General features: G+C 73.0%; 14 protein-coding genes and 1 pseudogene. 8 read left to right on the top strand and 7 right to left on the bottom strand.

The window, feature by feature from the left end:
* Positions 1-43: 43 nt before the first annotated feature.
* From ACIOGZ_RS05150 to ACIOGZ_RS05140, 3 genes are all read right to left on the bottom strand, one after another.
* A complete protein-coding gene (locus ACIOGZ_RS05150; protein ID WP_363631347.1) occupies positions 44-1,183 on the bottom strand; it encodes an STM4014 family protein in 1,140 nt (379 codons plus the stop codon).
* A gap of 15 nt (positions 1,184-1,198) precedes the next feature.
* Positions 1,199-2,140, bottom strand: coding sequence for an STM4015 family protein (locus ACIOGZ_RS05145; protein ID WP_363631346.1), 942 nt, complete (start codon positions 2,138-2,140; stop codon positions 1,199-1,201).
* A 79-nt stretch (positions 2,141-2,219) separates the two neighbouring features.
* On the bottom strand, positions 2,220-3,176 hold the full coding sequence (locus tag ACIOGZ_RS05140) for an STM4015 family protein (protein WP_363631344.1): 957 nt from the start codon (positions 3,174-3,176) through the stop codon (positions 2,220-2,222).
* A gap of 200 nt (positions 3,177-3,376) precedes the next feature.
* Between ACIOGZ_RS05140 and ACIOGZ_RS05135 the strand changes: the two genes are divergently transcribed.
* The 3 genes from ACIOGZ_RS05135 (at position 3,377) to ACIOGZ_RS05125 (ending at position 5,268) form a co-directional block, all read left to right on the top strand.
* Complete coding sequence (locus tag ACIOGZ_RS05135) at positions 3,377-3,703, top strand: hypothetical protein (protein ID WP_063350717.1); 327 nt, start codon at positions 3,377-3,379, stop codon at positions 3,701-3,703.
* Between the two features lie 187 nt (positions 3,704-3,890).
* Positions 3,891-5,009, top strand: coding sequence for a DUF6745 domain-containing protein (locus tag ACIOGZ_RS05130; protein ID WP_400984941.1), 1,119 nt, complete (start codon positions 3,891-3,893; stop codon positions 5,007-5,009).
* 106 nt (positions 5,010-5,115) lie between these two features.
* On the top strand, positions 5,116-5,268 hold the full coding sequence (locus ACIOGZ_RS05125; protein WP_400984939.1) for a MerR family DNA-binding transcriptional regulator: 153 nt from the start codon (positions 5,116-5,118) through the stop codon (positions 5,266-5,268).
* Positions 5,269-5,384: 116 nt separating this feature from the next.
* On the opposite strand, the gene ACIOGZ_RS05120 is transcribed toward ACIOGZ_RS05125, so the two are convergent.
* A complete protein-coding gene (locus ACIOGZ_RS05120) occupies positions 5,385-5,603 on the bottom strand; it encodes a hypothetical protein (protein WP_400984938.1) in 219 nt (72 codons plus the stop codon).
* Here ACIOGZ_RS05120 and ACIOGZ_RS05115 point away from each other — a divergent pair.
* Positions 5,596-6,429 (top strand): methyltransferase domain-containing protein, encoded by an 834-nt coding sequence (locus ACIOGZ_RS05115; protein ID WP_400984937.1) that lies wholly within the window; start codon positions 5,596-5,598, stop codon positions 6,427-6,429. The genes ACIOGZ_RS05120 and ACIOGZ_RS05115 overlap by 8 nt on opposite strands.
* A gap of 386 nt (positions 6,430-6,815) precedes the next feature.
* On the opposite strand, the pseudogene ACIOGZ_RS05110 reads toward ACIOGZ_RS05115, so the two are convergent.
* Positions 6,816-7,366, bottom strand: a pseudogene (locus ACIOGZ_RS05110) (hypothetical protein); the annotation flags it as partial.
* Positions 7,367-7,728: 362 nt separating this feature from the next.
* Here ACIOGZ_RS05110 and ACIOGZ_RS05105 point away from each other — a divergent pair.
* Positions 7,729-9,162 (top strand): hypothetical protein, encoded by a 1,434-nt coding sequence (locus tag ACIOGZ_RS05105; protein WP_400805742.1) that lies wholly within the window; start codon positions 7,729-7,731, stop codon positions 9,160-9,162.
* Between the two features lie 227 nt (positions 9,163-9,389).
* Positions 9,390-9,716: a carboxymuconolactone decarboxylase gene (locus ACIOGZ_RS05100; protein ID WP_400984935.1), complete on the top strand. Its 327-nt coding sequence runs from the start codon at positions 9,390-9,392 to the stop codon at positions 9,714-9,716.
* 97 nt (positions 9,717-9,813) lie between these two features.
* On the opposite strand, the gene ACIOGZ_RS05095 is transcribed toward ACIOGZ_RS05100, so the two are convergent.
* Together ACIOGZ_RS05095 and ACIOGZ_RS05090 are read right to left on the bottom strand one after the other, a co-directional pair.
* Complete coding sequence (locus ACIOGZ_RS05095; RefSeq protein ID WP_400984933.1) at positions 9,814-10,350, bottom strand: cation:proton antiporter; 537 nt, start codon at positions 10,348-10,350, stop codon at positions 9,814-9,816.
* An 892-nt stretch (positions 10,351-11,242) separates the two neighbouring features.
* Entirely contained in the window at positions 11,243-12,229 is a 987-nt protein-coding gene (locus tag ACIOGZ_RS05090; protein WP_363582661.1) for a helix-turn-helix transcriptional regulator, read from the bottom strand.
* Between the two features lie 284 nt (positions 12,230-12,513).
* On the opposite strand from ACIOGZ_RS05090, the gene ACIOGZ_RS05085 reads away from it, so the two are divergent.
* Both ACIOGZ_RS05085 and ACIOGZ_RS05080 read left to right on the top strand, forming a co-directional pair.
* The gene (locus ACIOGZ_RS05085) at positions 12,514-12,717 is read left to right on the top strand and encodes a hypothetical protein (protein ID WP_363631329.1); all 204 of its coding nucleotides are present in this window, start codon (positions 12,514-12,516) and stop codon (positions 12,715-12,717) included.
* A 497-nt stretch (positions 12,718-13,214) separates the two neighbouring features.
* Positions 13,215-19,409, top strand: a complete 6,195-nt coding sequence (locus tag ACIOGZ_RS05080) for a DNRLRE domain-containing protein (protein WP_400984931.1) — start codon at positions 13,215-13,217, stop codon at positions 19,407-19,409.
* The last annotated feature ends 18 nt before the right edge of the window (positions 19,410-19,427 follow it).

The following is a 19,427-nucleotide window of genomic DNA, read 5'->3' as shown; positions in this document are numbered from 1 at the left end:
GGGGTCGGAGCGGGAGCCTGGGTGTGGGGGGAGGTCTGGTGGTTCATCGGGAGGGTTCCGTGATCTGGTGGTCCGTCGGGGTGGGGAGGGGCGTTCCGGTGGTGCGGCCGGTGGCCCCGGTGAGGGCGGCGAGCTGGGCGCCGTAGGTGTCGAGGCCCTCGGCGGGGCCGCCGGGCAGGCCGGTGAGGTTGGGGAGCAGGTCGCCGAAGGCGTTGACCTCGCCGACCAGGGCGCGCCGCCAGCCGGCCGTGGGCAGGACGTCGACCCCGACCATCAACGAGCCGGGGAAGCAGGCCGCCGCGCGCTCGGCTGTCTCCAGCAGGGCAGGCCATGCGGGCCCGGCGGCCTCCCGGGCCAGGTCGAGGCTGCCCCGGGCGCCGCCGAGGTGCAGGTTGGTCATCGGTTGCGCGCTCGTGCGCACCACCGCGTGGGTGGCCCGGCCGGCGACCACCACCACGCGCAGGTCGGCCGAGCGGCCGGACTGCGCGGCCTTCGGGATCCACTGCTCGACGTGCAGCCCGTCCGGTGCCAGCCGGTCGATGATCTCGGCCACCTCCCGCTCGCCGCGGTACTGGCGGACCCGCAGCGAGTTGTGCAGCAGCCCGTCGGCCAGCTCGACCGAAGTGGTGGCCAGGACCTGCCCGCGCGGCCCGAACTGCAGGGCCGTCACCCCGGAGGCGGAGGAGCCGTGTGCGGGCTTGACGAAGACCCGTCGCAGGCCGGCCGTGGCCAGCCGCCCGCGCAACTGCTCCCAGCCGGTGACCTCGCCGCCCAGCGCCCGGGGTACCGGCACCCCGGCGGCGGCGAGGAGCGCGTGTGCCCGCCGTTTGTCGAACATCACGGCGATCTCCTCCGGATCGCCCAGCAGCCGTACGTCGGGGCGCCCGGCCAGCTCGCGCAGCGCGGCCGTCACCCCCGCGTACCAGGCGGCCGTGCCCTCGACCCGGGTCGGTGCGTAGGACGGGCCGAGCGCCGGGCCGCGCAGCAGTTCGTCGACCAGGGCCTCCTCGCCGGGCGACTCGATCCGCAGCAGGCCGTCCTCGGGCAGCCGGTAGTCGCCGCGCAGCACGTCCAGCCAGGGCAGGACGGCGGGCTCGGGCAGCCCGGCGGCCCGGGCGGCGGCGGCGAACAGCGTCACCCGCCGGTGCCCGGGATTGCCGAGGACGGTCAGCCGCGGTGTCATCGTGCCGTCACCCGCCTACTCGGCGACCGCGACGTAGCGGTCCCCGTCGTCCTCGTCCTCGTCGGGGTCCTCGGCCTCGGAGAGGTCGAGCGCGACCCCGGGCAGGGCCTCGGTGAGGCGCTGCTGCATCTCCTCGCCGACGTAGTGGTGGTGCAGGTCGAGGGCGCGCAGGTGGGTGAGCGGCTGGCCCTCCAGCAGGGCGGCGGCGCCGTCGTCGGAGAGCACGCCCATGGACAGGTCGAGCGACTCCAGCCGGGCCACCACGGGCGCGTGCGCGACGGCCGAGGCGATCTCGTCCTGGAACTCGCTGTTGGCCAGCCCGAGGTGGCGCAAGCTCGGGAGGCGGGCGCCGTCCAGGAAGGGGGCGAGGTCGTCGATCGTGGCGTCACCGCCGTACTCGTCCACGCCGAGCCAGAGCGTCAGGCGCTCCAGTGCCGGCAGCTCGGAACCCGCCACCGCCCGCACCACCCGGGCCGGCAGGCCGCCGGCCTCGAAGCGCAGCGCGGCCAGCCGGTCGTGCCGCACGGGCTGGAGGCTCAGGTCCGTGCCGCCGCGGACGGTCAGCTCGGTCAGCCCGGGGAAGGCCGTCAGCAGGGGGGTGACGTCGCCCATCTCCATCCAGGAGATCTCGCACTCGTCGTAGGTCACGTCCCCGAGGAAGAGCGCTTCCAGGGCGGGCAGGCGCTCCGCTTCCGCGGTGATGGCGGCGACGGTGGCGGCCACGGAGACGTAGTCGCCGCGCCACCAGGGGCCGATCACCAGGGCGCGGACTCCGGCAGGGTCGACGGTGTCGAGGAAGGTCTGCCAGAGCTGCGCGAAGTCGTGCTTCGCGTCGTAGTCCAGGGCGAGCCGCCAGGCGACCGAGCCGGCGGCGGGCGGCGTGCGGGTGCCGTCGTCGGGGGTGAAGTCGTGGATCGGCAGGTCGTGGAAGCGGTCGGGGTGGAGGGAGACGGTCATGTCGGTTCCAGACGGATGGGCGTGGTGGGCTGGTCGGTGCGGCGGTGCGGCGGCGTCGGGCGCGCGCGGTCGGTGACGGCTACTCGGCCACGGCGACGTAGCGCCACCGGTCGTCGGGCTTTCCGGCCTCGGAGAGGTCGATCTCGACGCCCGGCAGGGCCTCGGTGAGGCGCTGCTGCACCTCCCCGGTGAGGAAGTGGTGGTGCAGGTCGAGGGCGCGCAGGTGGGTGAGGGGCTGGCCCTCCAGCAGGGCGGTGGCGCCCTGGTCGGTCAGCACGCCCATGGCGAGGCTGAGCGACTCCAGCCGGGCCACCACCGGCGCGTGCGCCACGGCGGCCGCGATGTCGTCCTCGAACTCGCTGTTCTGCAGGCCCAGATGGCGCACCGCGGGGAAGCGTGTGCCGTCCAGGAAGGGGGCGAGGTCGTCCAGCGTGGCGTCGCCGCCGTAGTTGTCGACGCCGAGCCAGAGTTCGAGCCGCTCCAGGGCGGGGAAGTCGCAGCCGGCCACCGCCCGCACCACCCGGGCCGGCAGGCCGCCGGCCTCGAAGCGCAGGGCTCGCAGCGCCTCGTGGCGCACGGGTGTCAGCTCCAGGTTGTTGCCGCCGCGCACCACCAGCTCGGCCAGCTCGGGGTAGGCCGTCAGCAGCGGGGTGACGTTGCACATCTCCAACCAGGAGATCTCGCTCTCCTCGTACGTGACGTCGCCGACGAAGAGCCCTCGCAGCGCGGGCAGCCGGCCCGCCGCCTCGACGATCGCGGCCAGGGCGGCGTCGAGTTGCTCCGGCTCGTCGGAGAACCACGGGCCGATCACCACGGCCGTCACGCGCTCGGTGTCGACCGTGTCGAGGAACTGCCGCCAGCGCTCGGTGAAGGCCTCCTCGGAGTCGTAGTGCAGGCCGATCCGCCAGGCGGCCGACGCCGGCTCCGGCAGGGTCACGGCTGCCGCGTCGCCGCCGTCGGCGGCCTCGTCCAGGGCCTGGACGAAGTCGAAGACCGGGAGACCGTGGAACTGCTCGATGTGGTGGTTGACGGTCATGCGCTGCTCCTCAGGGGTCGGGGCCGAACACGTGTCTACCAGTCGGGTCCGACAATCCGGTGGCCGGGTGGCGGGCCGGGCGCGTTGTCAGACCCATGCCCTACGTTCTGGTCGTGGCTCCGGAACGTGACCGCGAACAGCGCGGCGGAGCCCGGGATTCCGGCAGCCGCCGGGGTCCGGCCGTACGGCGAGGGGGACTGATGTACCGCCAGGGTGATGTGCTGATCGTGCCGGTCGAGGAGGGCGCCGTGCCGCCCCGGGTGGCCGCGCTGGCCGTCCAGCCCCGGGACGGCCGGGGCCGGATGGTGCTGGCCCTCGGGGAGGTCACCGGCCACGCGCACGCCGTGGTCGGTCCCGGGGAACTGCGCCGGGAGGCCGGTCCGTTCGGCGCGGGCTGGCTGCACCTGCCCGAGGGCGGCCGGGTGGTGCACGAGGAGCATGCGGCGATACCGCTGCCGAAGAGCTGGTACCGGGTGGTGCGCCAGCGCGAGTACACCCCGGGCGCAGTGCGGGTGGTCGCGGACTGACGCGGGGCCCGACGAGCGGACCGGTGGCTGATGGGCGGGTGACCGGGCGTCGGGCGACGGCAGGCGGCGCGCAGACGGGTGGGCGGGCGCGGCGTGCAACGCGGAACGTGCAGCGTGGAACGCGCAGTGCCGAACGGAACGGAAGCAGGCGGCCGGGCGGGGAGCCCGGCCGGGAACGGAGCAGACGATGGAGACGACGATTCCCGACCGCCCGGCGGGCGCGGTGACGGCCGGGCCCGCCGAGGTGACGGCCCGCTGGCGGGCCGCTGCGGCGGCCACCGGTCCGGCCGACCGGTCGGCGGCCGAGCACGCGGTCCGGGCCGCCTACCGGGCGGCCGGGCTGCCCGAGCCCACGGCCGTCCGCTGGTTCGGCTCGCCGTTCGCCGCCGCCGAGGCGGCGTTGCAACTGCGGGCCGCCGGCGCGGTGAGCGTGCGCGAGGCCGTGCGCACCGGGCCCTGGGAACAGGCCCGGCGGCGGGCCGTCGAGGAGGTCGGCGCGGCCGGGTGGGCGGCGCACTGGGCACTCACCGGTGGCGAGCTCGGCCCGGTCACCACCCCGTTCGCCGACCGCATCCGCACGGCGGTCCTCGACCGGCTCGCCCCCGAGGTCGACCGTGAGGAGGCCTCGGACGACGTGGCCGCCGCCGCCCGCGCCCGGCGCACCACCGTACGGCTCGCCCTGCTCGACGCCGTGCGCGGCCAGCACGACGCTCCCTGGTTCGCCGCCTTCGAGGCCGCCTCCGACGCGGGCGGGGGCAGCGCCGAGGCCGTCGCGCCGCTCGCCGGGGTGGCCCGCGAGGCCGGCTGGTGGTGGCCGTACCAGGGCGTCGCGCTGGTCAGCGAGCGCCCCGTCGCGCTGCACCGCGACGAGGCCGGGCGGCTCGACCGGGCGGACGGCCCCGCCCTGGAGTACGCCGACGGCTTCGCCCTGCACGCCTGGCGCGGCATGCCCGTGCCCGCCGAGTTCCTGGCCGGGCTGGCCGACGTCACCGTCGAGCGGATCCGCACCGAGGAGAACGCCGAACTGCGCCGCGTCCTGCTGGAGCACTACGGCTACGAGCGCTACCTGGCCGACTCCGGTGCCGAGCCCATCCACCGCGACGAGACCGGCGTGCTCTGGCGGATCACCCTGCCCGACGACGAACCGGTGGTCATGGTCGAGGTCGTCAACTCGACCGCCGAGCCCGACGGCACCTTCCGCACCTACTGGCTGCGCGTCCCGCCGAGCACCCGCACCGCCCGCGCCGGGGTCGCCTGGACCTTCGGCATACCCGAGTCCGAGTACCACCCGCAGCGCGAGACCTGACCGGCCCGGCCCCCGGCGCAGGCCGCTGAGCTGCGAATCTCGGCCCCTACCCCATGTCAGGCCGCACGGTGGGGCACAGCGGCACGGCACGGCCCAGGGAAGAACGATGAGCTGGTCGGCAGGGCAGGTCTCCCGATTCGCCGGAGTCACGGTGCGGACCCCGCACCACTACGACCGATCCGGGCTGCTGCCGCCCAACGACCGCAGCCGGCCGGTTACCGCCTCCACGATGCTGCGGACCTCGCCCGGCTCCAGCTGAGGAACCGCTGCTCTCGGCGCCGCCCTCGGCGGGGCGTCGGACCCACGCCATCCCGGTCCACCACCTGTGGCCTGCGGGCAGGTGAGGATCAGAACGCAAGGACGGGTCGGCCGGGATCAGGGGGTGCGGGCGATGAGCACGGGTTGGAAGAAGCCCGTTAGGGCGGGTGGTTGCCAGCGGGAGGCGGTGAAGCCGGCGTCGGAGGCGAGGGTGATGAGCTGGGGCTCGGGGAGGGCCCAGTAGGTGGAGCCACGGATGTCGGTCTGCGGGACGACCCGGCGGGTGAAACCGTTCGCCGGGCGGGCGGGCCACGGGGATGATGCCGGTATGCGCACCTTCGAAGAGCTGATCGCCGAGGCCGAGGCGGTGTCCGTGGACGGCTGGGACTTCTCCTGGCTTTCCGGCCGCGCCACCGAGGAACGGCCGTCCTGGGGCTACCAGCGGCTGCTGGCCGAGCAGCTGGGCCGGGCCTCGGCGGCCTTGGACATCCAGACGGGCGGCGGCGAGGTGCTGGCCGGCGCGGCCCGGCTCGCCGCCGCGAAGCCCGTCGCAGGACAGCCCGTCGCAGGAAAGTCCGCCCCCGGCGCGCCCGCCCCCGCGCAGCGCGGAGCGCTTCCGGCCACCATGGCGGCCACCGAGTCCTGGCCGCCGAACGTCGCGCGCGCCACCGGCCTGCTGCACCCGCTGGGCGTGGTGGTAGTCGCGGACCCGGACGAGCCGCCGCTGCCGTTCGGCGACGGGGCCTTCGACCTGGTCACCAGCCGTCATCCGGTGAAGGCCTGGTGGTCGGAGATCGCCCGGGTGCTGCGGCCCGGCGGTACCTACTGCGCCCAGCACGTGGGACCGGCGTCCGGCTTCGAACTGGTCGAGTACTTCCTCGGCCCGCAGCCCGAGGCACGCCGGGCCCGCCGCCCGGAGGACGAGAGCGCCGCCGCGCGGGCCGCCGGGCTGGAGGTGGTGGACCTGCGCTCCGAGCGGCTCCGGATGGAGTTCCTCGACATCGGCGCGGTGGTGTACTTCCTGCGCAAGGTGATCTGGATGGTCCCGGGCTTCACCGTCGACGCCTACCGGGACCGGCTGCGCGAGCTGGACGCCCGGATCCGAGCCGAGGGCCCGTTCGTGGCCCACTCGGCGCGTTTCCTGATGGAGGCGCGCAGGTAGATCGACTGATCCGGTGTCCGCATCGTACAGATATGGAAGAGTCGAGGGAAGTCTGGAAGGTCCGGCTGGCCGCCCCTGCCAGTGTGAGCACCGTTTGTCCGGGAGACAGCTCGAAAAGTGCTCTGAACTGGAGAGATGTCCCGTGCAGTCCCGCGTCGAGAGCGATTCGATAGGTGTTGGGCGGCCTGCTCAGCCAGTGCGATGGGACCCATGGGCCTCCAGCTGGGGCCTCCGCGGGTAAGGGTGCTGACAGTGGCCGAGTCTCGCGTCCGGGCTTGTTGGGCAGGGTCTGCTCGTACCTATGCTGACCTCTTGCTGACCATATCTGATGCACCATCAGATATGCGCTGTGGCTCACAACAGGCCGGGCAGACCGGCGGTGGTGGCGCGGCGAGGATGGCGACCTGGCGGCCGTCGAAGATGCGTTGGCCGATGCCGGGGTGTTCCTCGATGTGGTGCAAGGCGTCCGTCCAGCGGCCGGTGGAGGTGAGGGCGCGGGTTCCGTCGGCGATGATGACCCGCCACAGCCACTGGCGGACTTCACTGCGCTGCTCTCCGGTCTCGGTGAGGTGGGCGGGGACGGTGATGCCGTCAAGGGAGGACTTGGTGGCGGTGGTGACGGCGCGGTAGAGGCCGAGGAGGAGTTGGCGGCCGCGGCGGTGGTGGCCGGCGCGGATGTGGAGGCGGGCGAGGTTGACGATCGGCTCCAGGCCGCGGATGGCGCTCGTCGAGGGGAGCGGGCCGCGGGTGAGGTAGAGGGCGGCGTGGCGGTGGCACAGGTCGCGGGCGTAGTCGGGCAGGGCGAGGTCGGAGGCGAGGAGCGCGGCCTGGTTGAAGACGGTGGAGGCGAGGCCCGGATCGTTCTGCCGGGGGCCGTGTCGGCCAGCCCGGTGAGTCGGCCGACACGGGCGTCGAGGGGTTCGAGAGGACACCGCATCGCGCCCGTACCCGAGGCCTGGCGGTGCACGGCTCCGTCACCGAAGTCGAGTGACGCTTCCACAAGCACCACTCACGGATCCTCGCGATGAGCTCTTCATCGGGCCACGCCGCGGATTCGGGTCACAACCGGCACGGTGGAAGCAGCCGGTGACATCGATCCGAGAACGTGGACCCGTCGAGTGCGGGACCGGCGGAAGTCCCGGCGCCGATGGTCTTGGTTGGGCTGCAGGCTGCGCTGGTCACCTGCGTGAGCGCTCCCGGTGGCGGTCCCGGCACGTCGGGCATTTCCTGGAGGGGGCGAGCCGATCGTCAACCATCTCGTCCAGGACAGTTGACCCAGGGAGTATGTGATGCCCGCCGATGCGTCAGGGCCGGATCCGGGGGGGATCGGGGGACGCGCGGCCGCCGGACGGCAAGGGCGAGCGGTCGGCTCACGGCGGGCGGCCCGAGCCGGCCGAGCTCTCGACGGGCGAACGCAGTGAGCTGGACCAGCTGCGGCACCGTCTCAGCGCCCTGGAGGCGTCCGCACAGCCGTCAGGGGACCGGCACCACCGGCTTCGTACGTCGGGCGCGGTCGTCCTGATCGTCATCTCCTCTCTACTGGCGCTGCTCTCGGTCATCGCGGTCTGGACGAACTCGATCGTCGGCGACACCGACCGGTACGTCGCCACGGTCGCGCCGCTGGCCGGCAATCCGGATGTCCAGGCCGCGCTCACCGATCGGGTCACGTCGGAGGTCCTGGCCCAGATCGACGTGAAGGCCGTGGTGAACGAGCTGTCCCAGGCAGCCGTCCAGCAGGGTGCGCCACCCGAGCTCGGCAAGCTGATCGGCGGCCTGAGCGGGCCGATCACCAGCGGCCTCACGCAGTTGGTCAGCACCACCGTGAACAAGGTGGTGACCAGCGATCAGTTCGCGACCCTGTGGGTCGACGCGAACCGGGTGGTGCACTCCTCGCTGGACAAGGCGCTGACGGGCAAGGGCGGGGGAGCGGTCTCGCTGGAGAACAACCAGGTCGCCATCGATATCGGGCCGATCGTCGCCAAGGTCAAGGACCAGTTGGTGAGCTCCGGCTTCGGACCCGCCGCGAAGATTCCGGAGGTGCACACCAGCTTCGTGGTGTTCGCCTCGAAGGACATCGGCAAGGTCAAGAGCTACTTCCGGCTTCTGGAGATCATGGGGTCCTGGCTCCCGGTCATCGCGGTGCTGATCGCCGCGGCCGGCGTGTTCACCGCCGTGAACCGGCGTCGCGGCCTGATCGGTGCCGCCCTCGGGGTGGCCGTCGCCATGCTCCTGCTGGGAGCCGTGCTGACGGTCTTCCGGTCGTTCTACCTCGATCACCTGCCGCCGGGGGCATCCCAGGCCGCCGCCGGCGCGATCTACGACGCACTGATCCGCTTCCTGCGCGCAGGCATCCGGGTCGTCGGCGTGACGGCGCTGGTGGCGGCTGCCGGCGCGTTCCTGATCGGCCCGTCCAGGGCCGCCGTCGCTGTCCGCAGCGCCTGCAGCTCGTCGATCGGCGCGTTGCGCGAGGTGGCGACGTCACACGGCATGCGCCTCGGGCCGGTGGGCCGCTTCGTGCACCGCTGCAAGCTCTGGATCGGCGCCGCCATCCTGGTTGTGGCAGCGGTCGTCCTCGCCACCTGGAACTACCCGACGGCGGTCGTGGTTCTGTGGATCGTCGTCGTGGTGCTGGCCGGGTTCGCGATCCGGGAGTTCCTGGATTCCGAACCGGGAGGCTCCCCTCCGGTGCCGTCGGCACCCACGGTCGAAGGCGGCCCATCCGCAGGTGGTTGAGGCTCCGGGACCAGGGACGCGACGCCGCGCCCAAGACGCTGCCGGCAGCGTTCAGCGCGGATCGGCACCAGTGCCGGGTGCGCGTCTGCCGCCTCCCCGAAATGCTGCCCGTGCAGTCGGGATGCGTCTCGGCAGGAGTGTTCCTAGAGTTGAAACAGGGGGTGCGACGCAGGGTTCCTTCTCGCTACTGACGGGTCGGCTCCGGCGCACCCTGGAGATGGCTCAGCATGACGACATCGTCCGAAACCCCCGTCCTCGACACCCTGGCCGCCATGACCCTCGACTCCGTCGAGCGGTGCGGGCTGCCCCCGGACATGCTCATCCTCACCCGTATTGCCGCACTCGCGGCCATGGACGCACCGGCGGTGTCCTACCTCGCCCACATCGATCCGGCCATCCAGACCTACCTGACCCCCGCCCAGATGCAGGACGTCCTGGTCGCGATCGCTCCGATCGTGGGAACCGCCCGGGTCATGTCCGCGGCCACCCACATCACCGAGGCCCTCGGGTACGTCATCGCCGTGGCCGAAGGCGAAGCCGGACTCGAAGCGTAGGCGGCCTCTTCGGAATCCGGGCCGCCTGGGCTCCCGACAGCGGTCCGGCCGTGCGCGCCCCGCGTGGGGCCGGGCCTCGGCGTCGCCGGCGACGAGCTCACCGCCCGCTGAGACGGTTGTCGGCCGGGGTGCGGCGGATGAGGCGTCGCTCGGGGATTTCGGCCGGCGAGGCGGGCGTTCCCTGTGGTGCGGCGAGGCGCGGTCCGTAGCGCTTGGCCAGCGGGTCCGCGCTGAGGCCGTGCGCTAGGACGCTGAGCAGCACCGTGAAGGCGATCGCGGTGACAGCGGGCCGAGCCACGGGCCCGGCGAGGTCTTCCAGTGCGAGCAGTCCGAAGACGACGGATGCCAGGCCGCGTGGTCCGAACCAGCTCAGGAACAGGACGGCGGGCCGGCCGAGACGGGTCCCCGCCAGTGCGAGTGCCACCGGCAGCATCCGGACGACCGTCAGGCTAAACACTGCGTACAGCGCCGTCTGCCAGGTCAGAGCCTCCATCGCCGGTACCACCGCGATCACGCCGAAGATCAGCCAGACCAGCAGGGAGAGCAGGGCACCGGTCTCCTCGACGAAGGGGACCAACGCGGCCGCCGGGCCGCCCGCGGCGGTGAAGCGCCGGATCGACCATGACAGCCGCACCCAGAGCCGCGTCGGTGGGCGCCAGCGCCGAGCCGACGAGCAGGGCGAGCCAGACGGTCCCCACCCCGGGGCAGGGCGAAGGCGGCAAGTGTGCCCAGTCCGATGGACAGCGGCAGCCCGAGGAGCAGCAAACGCAGGCACAGCCCCAGATCCGGGCGTAGCTGGCGCAGCCCGACCCGGGAGGCGTCGGAGAACAGCACCAGCGCCAGAGTCGCCTCGGCCAGGACCTTCACCATTTCCGGGCTGGGGGTGATCCCGAGCGGCGTCAGCGGGCCGTGGGTCAGCAGGACGCCGGCTGAGGTGAACACGATGGGCGCGGTCATGTCCAAGCGTTCCAGTCGTGCCGAGAGCATCCCCCAGACGAAGACCAGCCCGGTGATGATCGCCAGATCCGCGGAGGTCATCGCGTCACCTCGGATCTGCTGCCGCGATGGCCGACCGGACTGGACGCGCGACCGGTGCGGGCCGGTGGGCGGGCGGTGGGCGAACGGCGGCGGGGCCGATCCTGCTCCGTCCCTTCCTCTGTCATGGCTGCAGTGTGGCAGCCGCGCCGCAGGGCAGGTCGCAGGCGTACACCCACCGTGGCGGACGTGTCGGGCCCTCTCGGCGGCTGACCGTTCGGACGTCCGACCCGGGCATTCCCGATCAGGGCCCGACGTGAGAAGGCGCCGCCCGTGCGCGGACGGACGGTGCTTCGCGGCCGAGCCGGTCCAGCGCCGAGGGCGGTCCGCCTCCGGGCCGCCGCCGAGGCACGGGGTGCGGGCTACCTCGTGGCCGGTGCCTTCGGGGCGGCGTTGTACGGGGTGTGGTGGTCGCCGATGTGCAGCTGCTCCCGGAAGCGGTTCTCGTTTCGGAAGCCTCTCCGTGACCGGCCTCCGCGCCTTCGGCCCGGTCAGAGCCAGCCGCGCCGGGCGGACTTCAGCCCGGCCTCGAAGCGGCTGGCGGCTTCGAGGCGTTCCATCAGGGCCGCCATCTGGCGCCGGACGGTGCGGACCGAGACGCCGAGCCGCTTGGCCACCGCTTCGTCGGTGAGTCCGGTGGAGAGGAGGCGCAGGACCTCGCGCTCGCCGGGGCTGAGGCCCACCGGCTCCCCACCGGCGCGGTCGTCGGCGATCGGGACGGCGGCCTCCCAGGTCCGTTCGAACAGGGCGACCAGTGGGGCGACGATCCCCGGCTCCCTGGTGCACAGGGCGCCGGCCCGGGTGTTCTGCGGGTCGATCGGTACCACCGCGGTGCTCCGGTCGAAGACCAGCATCCGCGGCGGCAGGACGGGAGCGGTCCGCACCTCGCCGCCGAGGCCGACCAGCCAGCGGGCGTAGCCGAGGGTCGCCGGATCGTCGTGGACGCTGTCCTGGTAGATGGTGCGCAGGCCGACCCCGCGCAGCAGGGCCTCCTCGTCCAGGGGGCGGGAGGCGGCCAGGCTGGCCGCGGACTGGGCGCCGCCGGGCATCACCGCCAGGGCCTCGGTGGTCAGCCGGGCGCTCAGCATCTCCAGCTTCTCCTGGATGGCGTCCAGCCCGACGAGCCGTTCGCGGCCGCCGACCGGGGTGTCGGTGCGCAGCGTCGCGTACGCCGCCAGGGCGCGTGCGACGGCCGCCTTGGAGGCGGCAAACTCCTGCTGACGGCAGGCGAGTTCCTCTTCCTGTCGGCGCAGCAGGAGGTCGAGCCCGCGTTCCGGGCTGACCGGTCGCAGCGCGCCGGGCCGATCGCGGGAGGCCCGGAGCAGGGTGAGGTCCGCGAGCCGGTCGAGGGCGGTGTGCACGGCGGCCTCGGGAAGCGCGAGCCGGTCGCAGATTTCGGCGATCCCTCCGTCGGGGTCGGTGAGCATTTCCCGGTAGACCGCTTCCGCGGTGGTGTCCAACCCCAGCAGTTCCAGCATTCCGCGCCCCCGATCCCCGTGGTCGATTCGGTATTCCCGATCGGCCCGTTGTCGATCTTTCCGCCGGGTGGACACCCTTGCAAGGCATGATCCGGTCAACGCCCCCGCCCAGGTCGTCCGGGCCTCTTTGCAGCAAGCTGCCTGGCCTGATCCTGCCTGCCGGATCCGCTTCCCGTGACGGTTCGTGGAGGGGAGGATTCGCCGTGCGCGCTCTCTCGCCAAAGCCCGGACACCCAGAATTCCGGCGCCCTCGCCCTGGTTCCCGCACAGAACAGGACTCCGTCGTGTCCGTCCGCCCGCTCGCCACCGTCCTCGTGTCCCTCGCCCTCGCCGCCCCGGTCGTCCCCGCTCTCGCCACCCTCGCCGCCTCCGCCGCCTTGGCCCTCGCCGCCGGGGGTGCGGGCGGCGGGATCGGCTGGGACGGCCCCTCCGCCAGGTCGATCGGTTGGGACGCCCCGCCTGCCGCCGAGGCCTCCGGGCGGTCCTGACCTCGGTGTTACCGGTCCACTTGGCCCTGTCGGCCGGTTCCGCCTGGCCGTCGGGCGATGCGGTCGCCGCGAAGGTCCAGGCCGCCCTGTGGTCGTGTGCCGGTCCCGGCGGCGGCCTGGAGCACGCGCGCCTGCGCCGTCGTCGTCGGCGCAGGCCTGGTGCTCCACGTCCGCGCTCTTGACGGGACGGCGGCCCGTTCGAGGGCGTGGGCGCTGGTGGCCCGGGCACGGGCCGCCAGGGGTCGGCATCCGTTCGATCCGCGGTAGCCGGGCTCGAATGGTTTCCAATCTTCCGGACGGTTTTCGATCGATTTCGACTGCCTGGCAATTTGGCTGATTCATTGCGATTGCTTTGCTTCGCCATGACTCTCATGGGCTCGTCATGTCGATTCTTCCTCTCTCCTCCAACGACCGGCCCTCCCGAACCGCCGGCCCTCACCCGACGAACCGTCGACACCACAAAGAACCGTCACCCACACAGACCATCGAGGAGTTCCATGCCACGCCCCACGGGCGAACCGCCACGGCACCGGGCCGCAACCGGCGCGCCGTCCCCCTTGCCGACCCGCCGCCGTACCGCGCTGCGCAACACCGCCGTCGCCCTGGCCGTGGTGCTCGCCGCCGAGTCGGCCGTCGTCATCATGACGACCGGTCAGGCCGTCGCCGTCACCACGGAGCAGGCCCCGCGGCCCACCCGGTCCCTGGGCCCGGCCGAGGCCAAGGACCTCGCCACCGCCCACCTCAAGGCCCGGCTGGAGGACCGTCGGATCGAGGTGGTCGACGAGCGTACCGAGTCCACCACCACCTGGATCAACCCGGACGGCACCACCACCCTGGACGTCGCCTCCGGGCCGGTCCGCTACCAGGACGCGGCCGGTCGCCTGCAGCCGATCGACGTCGACCTCGCCCGCCAGCCTGACGGCAGCGTCAAGGCCAAGGGCCACCCGCTCAACCTCGCCCTGGCCGGCGCCACCCCGCCCGCCGCCGTGTCGGCGTTCAAGGCCGCCGGTGCCCAGGCCGGGGACCAGAAGGCCCCGAGCACCCCGCTGGTGTCGCTGGACAACGGCAACGGCACCGCCATGTCGCTGTCCTGGCGCGGCGCCCTGCCCGCCCCCACGCTGGACGGCGCCCGCGCCCGGTACGCGGACGCGCTCACCGCCACCGACCTCGTCATCGAGTCCACCCGCACCGGCTTCGAGCAGTTCCTGGAGCTCAAGGACCGCTCGGCGGTGGCCGCCAACGGCAGCGTCACGCTCACCCTCGACGCGGACGGCCTCCGGGCCCGGCAGAACCCGGACGGCTCGGTGTCGTTCCTCGACCCGAAGACCGGCCAGGAGGCCGGCCAGCTCCCGGCGCCGGTGATGTGGGACGCGCAGGTCGACGAGCGCAGCGGCGAGCACACCCGCACCGCGCCGGTCGGGCTGAAGGTCACCCAGGACGGCGACGCGATCGATCTGACGCTCACCCCGGACGCCGCCTTCCTGACCGACCCGAGGACCGTCTACCCGGTGACCGTCGACCCCGCGGTCAACATCGGCGTCGGCTTCGACACCTTCGTGCAGCAGGGTTACGGCACCGACGTCTCCGCGCAGACCGAGCTGAAGCTGGGCAACAACGGCTCCGGCCAGGTGGCCCGCTCCTTCCTGCAGTTCCCGATGGCGAAGATCAGCGGGAAGCAGATCACCGGCGGCAAGCTCAACCTGTGGAACTTCCACAGCTGGTCCTGCACGGCGAAGAGCTGGGAGGTCTGGGACACCGGCAGCGCCACCACCGCCACCCGCTGGACGGCGCAGCCCAACTGGAACCGCAAGTGGGCCACCTCCACCGCGACCAAGGGCTACTCAAGCTCCTGCAACGACGGCTGGGTGAACCAGGACATCACCGCCCTGGTCAAGGCCTGGGCCGGGAACGGCAACGCCAACAACACCCTGGGCATCCGGGCCACCGACGAGGCCGACCCGTACGGCTGGAAGAAGTTCAACTCCGGCAACGCGTCGTCCAACACCCCGTACCTGTCGGTGACGTACAACACCCCGCCGGCGGTCTCCACCCTGGTCTCCCCGGCGAACGCCGCGCTGACCAACGAGGCCAGGCCGACGCTGTCCGCCAAGGCGACCGACCCGGACGGCGGGAACATCGCCCTGGACTTCGAGGTCTGGACGTCCACCGGCACCGCGGCGCTCCAGTCCGGCCGGACCGGCCTCGCCGCCTCCGGCTCGACCTTCACCTGGACGCCGGGCACCGCGCTGGTGCCGGGCGCCTACAAGTGGCGCTCGCGGTCCTGGGACGGCACCGCCAACAGCGCGTGGTCGGGCTTCCGCACCTTCACCGTGGACACCACGGCGCCGGGCGCCACCACCGTCTCCTCCACGGACTTCCCGGCCGGCCAGTGGGCGGGCTCCCCGGACGCGAACGGCGACTACAGCGGCACCTTCACCTTCACCCCGCCGACCAGCGACGTGAAGGACGTCCAGTACCGGCTGGACGGCGGCGCCTGGGCGACGGTGGCGACCACCGGCGCGCCGGTCTCGGCCAAGCTCACCTTCAAGGCCGGGGCGCACAAGGTCACCGCGCACACCCGCGACGCGGCGGGCAACGTCTCCGCCGACAAGACCCACGCCTTCTACGCGGGCAAGGGCTCCGCCCTGGTGGCCCCGGGCCCCGGCGAGCGCCCGGCCCGCCGCACCTCGCTCCAGGCGGAGGGCAACAGCACCTACACCGGCGTGCGCTACCAGTACCGCCGCGGTGAGACCGACGCCTGGAAGGACGTGCCGGTCGCCAACGTAGCCACCACCGACGGCAAGCCGGTGGCCGCCTGGCCGTTCGCCGCCTCCGCCGGCAAGCCGGCCGCGCTGACCTGGAACATCACCGACACCCTGGCCGAGAACGGCCCGGTGGACGTGCGCGCAGTGTTCACCGACGGCACCGCCACCGACGCCACCGAGCCGACCACCGTCACGGTCGACCGGCACGCCGGCGACGCCCCCGAGACCCCGGTCGGCCCCGGCCAGGTCAACACCCTCACCGGTGACCTCACGCTCTCGGCCACCGACGCCCAGGGCTTCGGCCTGAGCGCCGAGCGCTCGTTCTCCTCCCGCCGGCCGCTCAACGGCTCGGCCCAGGAGGGCCAGGCGGCGATCTTCGGCCCGCAGTGGAGCTCCGGCACCACCGCCGAACTCACCGAGACCGCCTACTCCTACGTCCGCCAGACCTCTCCGACCTCGGTGTCGGTGGTCTCCTCGGCCGGCGGTGAGATCGGCTTCACCGCGACCGGCGCGGGCGGCTGGAAGCCGGAGCCGGGCGCGGCGGACCTCACCCTGAGCGGTGCGTTCACCGGCGCCTTCACGCTGAAGGACACCGCCGGTACCACCGTCACCTTCGGCAAGGTCGACCCGGCGGCCACCACCTGGCAGGCCACCGGCTCCTCGCTGCCCAGCGCCGACTCCACCACCTCCGTGGTCTCGGAGAAGGTCGTGGCCAGCGGCCGGACGCTGGCCCGCCCCAAGTACGTCATCGCGCCGACCGCCGGGACCGCCTCCGCCGACTGCGCCGCCGCGCCCGCCACCGCTGGCTGCCGCGTCCTGGAGTACGTCTACGCCACCGCCACCACCGCCACCCCGGCCGCCCTGGGCGACGTGGCCGGCCAAGTGAAGCAGATCCGGCTGTGGTCCACCGAGCCCGCCGCGAGCAGCGCCACCCCCGTGGCCGTCTCCCAGTACGCCTACGACGAGCAGGGCCTCCTGCGCGAGGTCTGGGACCCGCTGATCAGTCCCGCGCTGAAGACCGTCTACACCTACGACGCCGCCGGCCGGGTCGCCACCGAGGCCCAGCCCGGAGAGTTGCCCTGGACGCTGGAGTACGGCAAGGCCGGCAACGCCGCCACCGCAGGCGAGGGCATGCTGCTGGCCGCCTCCCGGGCGACCCTCAAGCAGGGCAGCAAGGACGTCACCGACGGCGCCGCGACCACCTCGATGGTGTACGACGTGCCGCTGTCGGGCGCCAACGCCCCGTACCCGCTGGGCCCCTCCGACGTCGCCGCCTGGGGCCAGAGCGACGCCCCGACCGACGCCACCGCCGTACTGCCGCCCGACGCCGTACCGGCGGGCCACGACGGCAAGGCCCTCGGCACCGCCGCCTACGCCCGCGCCTCGGTGACTTACACCAACGCCTCCGGGCGCGAGGTCAACATCGCTACCCCCGGCGGCGGAATCGTCACCACCGAGTACAACGCCCACGGCAGCCCGGTGCGAACCCTCTCGGCCGAGAACCGCATCCTGGCCCTGGCCGCCACCGGTGAGGGCCTGGGCAAACTGCGCGCCCTCGGCATCGCCGGCCGCTCCACCGCCGACCGCGCCCAGATGCTGTCCGCCCTGTCGGTGTACTCGGCGGACGGCAAGCGACTGGTCGAGCAGTACGACCCGCTGCAGCTCGTCACCCTGGAGCACGACCTGGCGGCCTCCGGCACCAGCCCCGCCCTGGTCGCGGGCGACGAGGTCCCGGCCCGCGCCCACACCGTCACCACCCACGACGAGAACCGCCCGGCGAACGCCGCGGTCAGTGACCGGGAGACCTCGGTCGCGGTCGGCGCCAGGATCGAGGGCTACGCCGCCGACGCGGACGTGCGCACCACCGCCACCGGCTACGACTGGGCCCAGGGCCTGCCCACCCGGTCCGTCCAGGACCCGATGGGTCTGAAGATCACCACCGCCACCGGCTACGACGCGAGCGGCCGCGTGGTCTCGCAGTCCCGCCCGAACTCCGACGGCTCGGACGCGGGCACCACCGTCACCACCTACTACGGCACCGGCGCCACCGGTTCGTGCGCGGGTCGCCCGGAATGGGCCGGGCTGGTCTGCTCCACCGCCCCGGCCGCGGCGGTCACCGGAGGCAGCGCCCCCGCGCAGCTGCCGACCAAGACGTACCAGTACGACCGCTGGGGCAACGTCACCGTCCTCACCGAGTCCGCCAACGGCGTCACCCGCACCACCACCCGGACCTACGACGGCGCCGGTCGCCCGACCAAGGTCTCCGTGACGGGCGGCACCGGCACCGCCGTGCCCGACACCGTGTACGGCTACGACCAGGCCACCGGCCAGCCGTCGACCACCGGCAACGGGACGGCGACCGTCACCCAGGGCTACGACCGGCTCGGCCGCCCCGTCTCCTACGACGACGGCGCCGGGAGCGTCACCACCACCGAGTACGACCGGCTCGACCGGGTGGTGAAGAAGTCCGACTCGGTGCCCTCCACCGTCACCTACGGCTACGACACCGCCAAGGACCCGCGCGGCCTGCCCACCAGCATGACCGATTCGGTCGCGGGCACCTTCACCGCCGGCTACGACGTCGAGGGCCGCCTGGTCTCCCAGACGCTGCCCGGCGGCAACACCCTCACCAGCTCCTACGACAGCCGGGGCATCCAGACCGGCAAGACCTACGCCACCCAGGCCGGGACCGTCCTGCTCGCCGACACCGCCGGCTTCACCGTCCACGGGCAGCAGGCCGGACGCACCCAGACCGACGGCAACAGCACCAGCGAGGACTACACCTACGACGCCGCCGGCCGCCTGTTGAAGGCCGTCTCCGGCAACGGCCTGGACTGCGCCACCCGCAGCTACGCATTCGACCGGAGCAGCAACCGCACCAAGCGCACCACGGTCGGCGACGACTGCGACCCGGCCACCGCCGACGCCGTCACCACCGCCGAGAACCACGGCTACGACGCCGCGGACCGGATCACCGACCCCGGTTACGCGTACGACGCCTTCGGCCGCACCACCACGCTGCCCCGGGGCACCCAGCTGAGCTACCACGCCACCGACCTGATCCGCAGCGAGACGCTCGGCGGAACCCGCAAGACCTGGGACCTGGACGCCGCGGGCCGCCTCGCGACGGCCACCACGGAGACCAGGGGCGAGGACGGCACCTGGACCGTCACGGCCCGGGCCACCCACCACTACGACGGCACCGACGACAAGCCGACCTGGACCAGCGAGGTCAACGGCAAGCTCACCCGCAACGTCACGGACCTCGGCGGTCAGCTCGTGGCCGCCACAGGTACCGACGGCGGCGCGGTCCTGGTCCTCACCAACCTGCACGGCGACGCCTCGGTCCAGATGTCGCCCGACGGCACCCAGGACCTCGCCGTCTACCACTACGACGAGTACGGCAACGTCGCCGACGCCACCGGCACCACCGAGTACGGCTGGCACGGCGGGGAACTGCGGGCCAGCGACTCGCTCAGCGGCCTGATCCTCATGGGGGTCCGGGTCTACGACCCGGCCACCGGCCGCTTCCTCCAGACCGACCCGGTCCTGGAGGGCTCGCCGAACGCCTACGGCTACCCGGTCGACCCGATCACCATGGCCGACCTCGACGGTCTGCGCTGGCTGAAGAGTTGGAGCGCCACCATGAGCAAGGCGGGCGCCGCCCGCGTCGCCAAGCTGCTGAAGAACACCGGCTCGATCAGCAGCATCATCGGCCTGATCGTCGGACTCTTCCCGCACTTCGTGGCGAAGATCATCGGCGGCATCCTCAAGGCACTCGGCTTCCTGGTCAAGAGCATGGGCAAGGGGATCGCGGAGGCCAACAACCGCCGGGGCAGCAAGGGGGTGATCCTCACCCTCGGCATCTGGCAGAAGCACTACTGGACGCTGCCGTACCCTCGGAGCGAGATCAAGACCAGGTACTGAGCCCGCGTCCGGACCCGA

This window comes from Kitasatospora sp. NPDC088160 (assembly GCF_044741445.1).
Classification (GTDB): domain Bacteria; phylum Actinomycetota; class Actinomycetes; order Streptomycetales; family Streptomycetaceae; genus Kitasatospora.
This window is presented reverse-complemented; position numbering and strand designations above follow the sequence as displayed.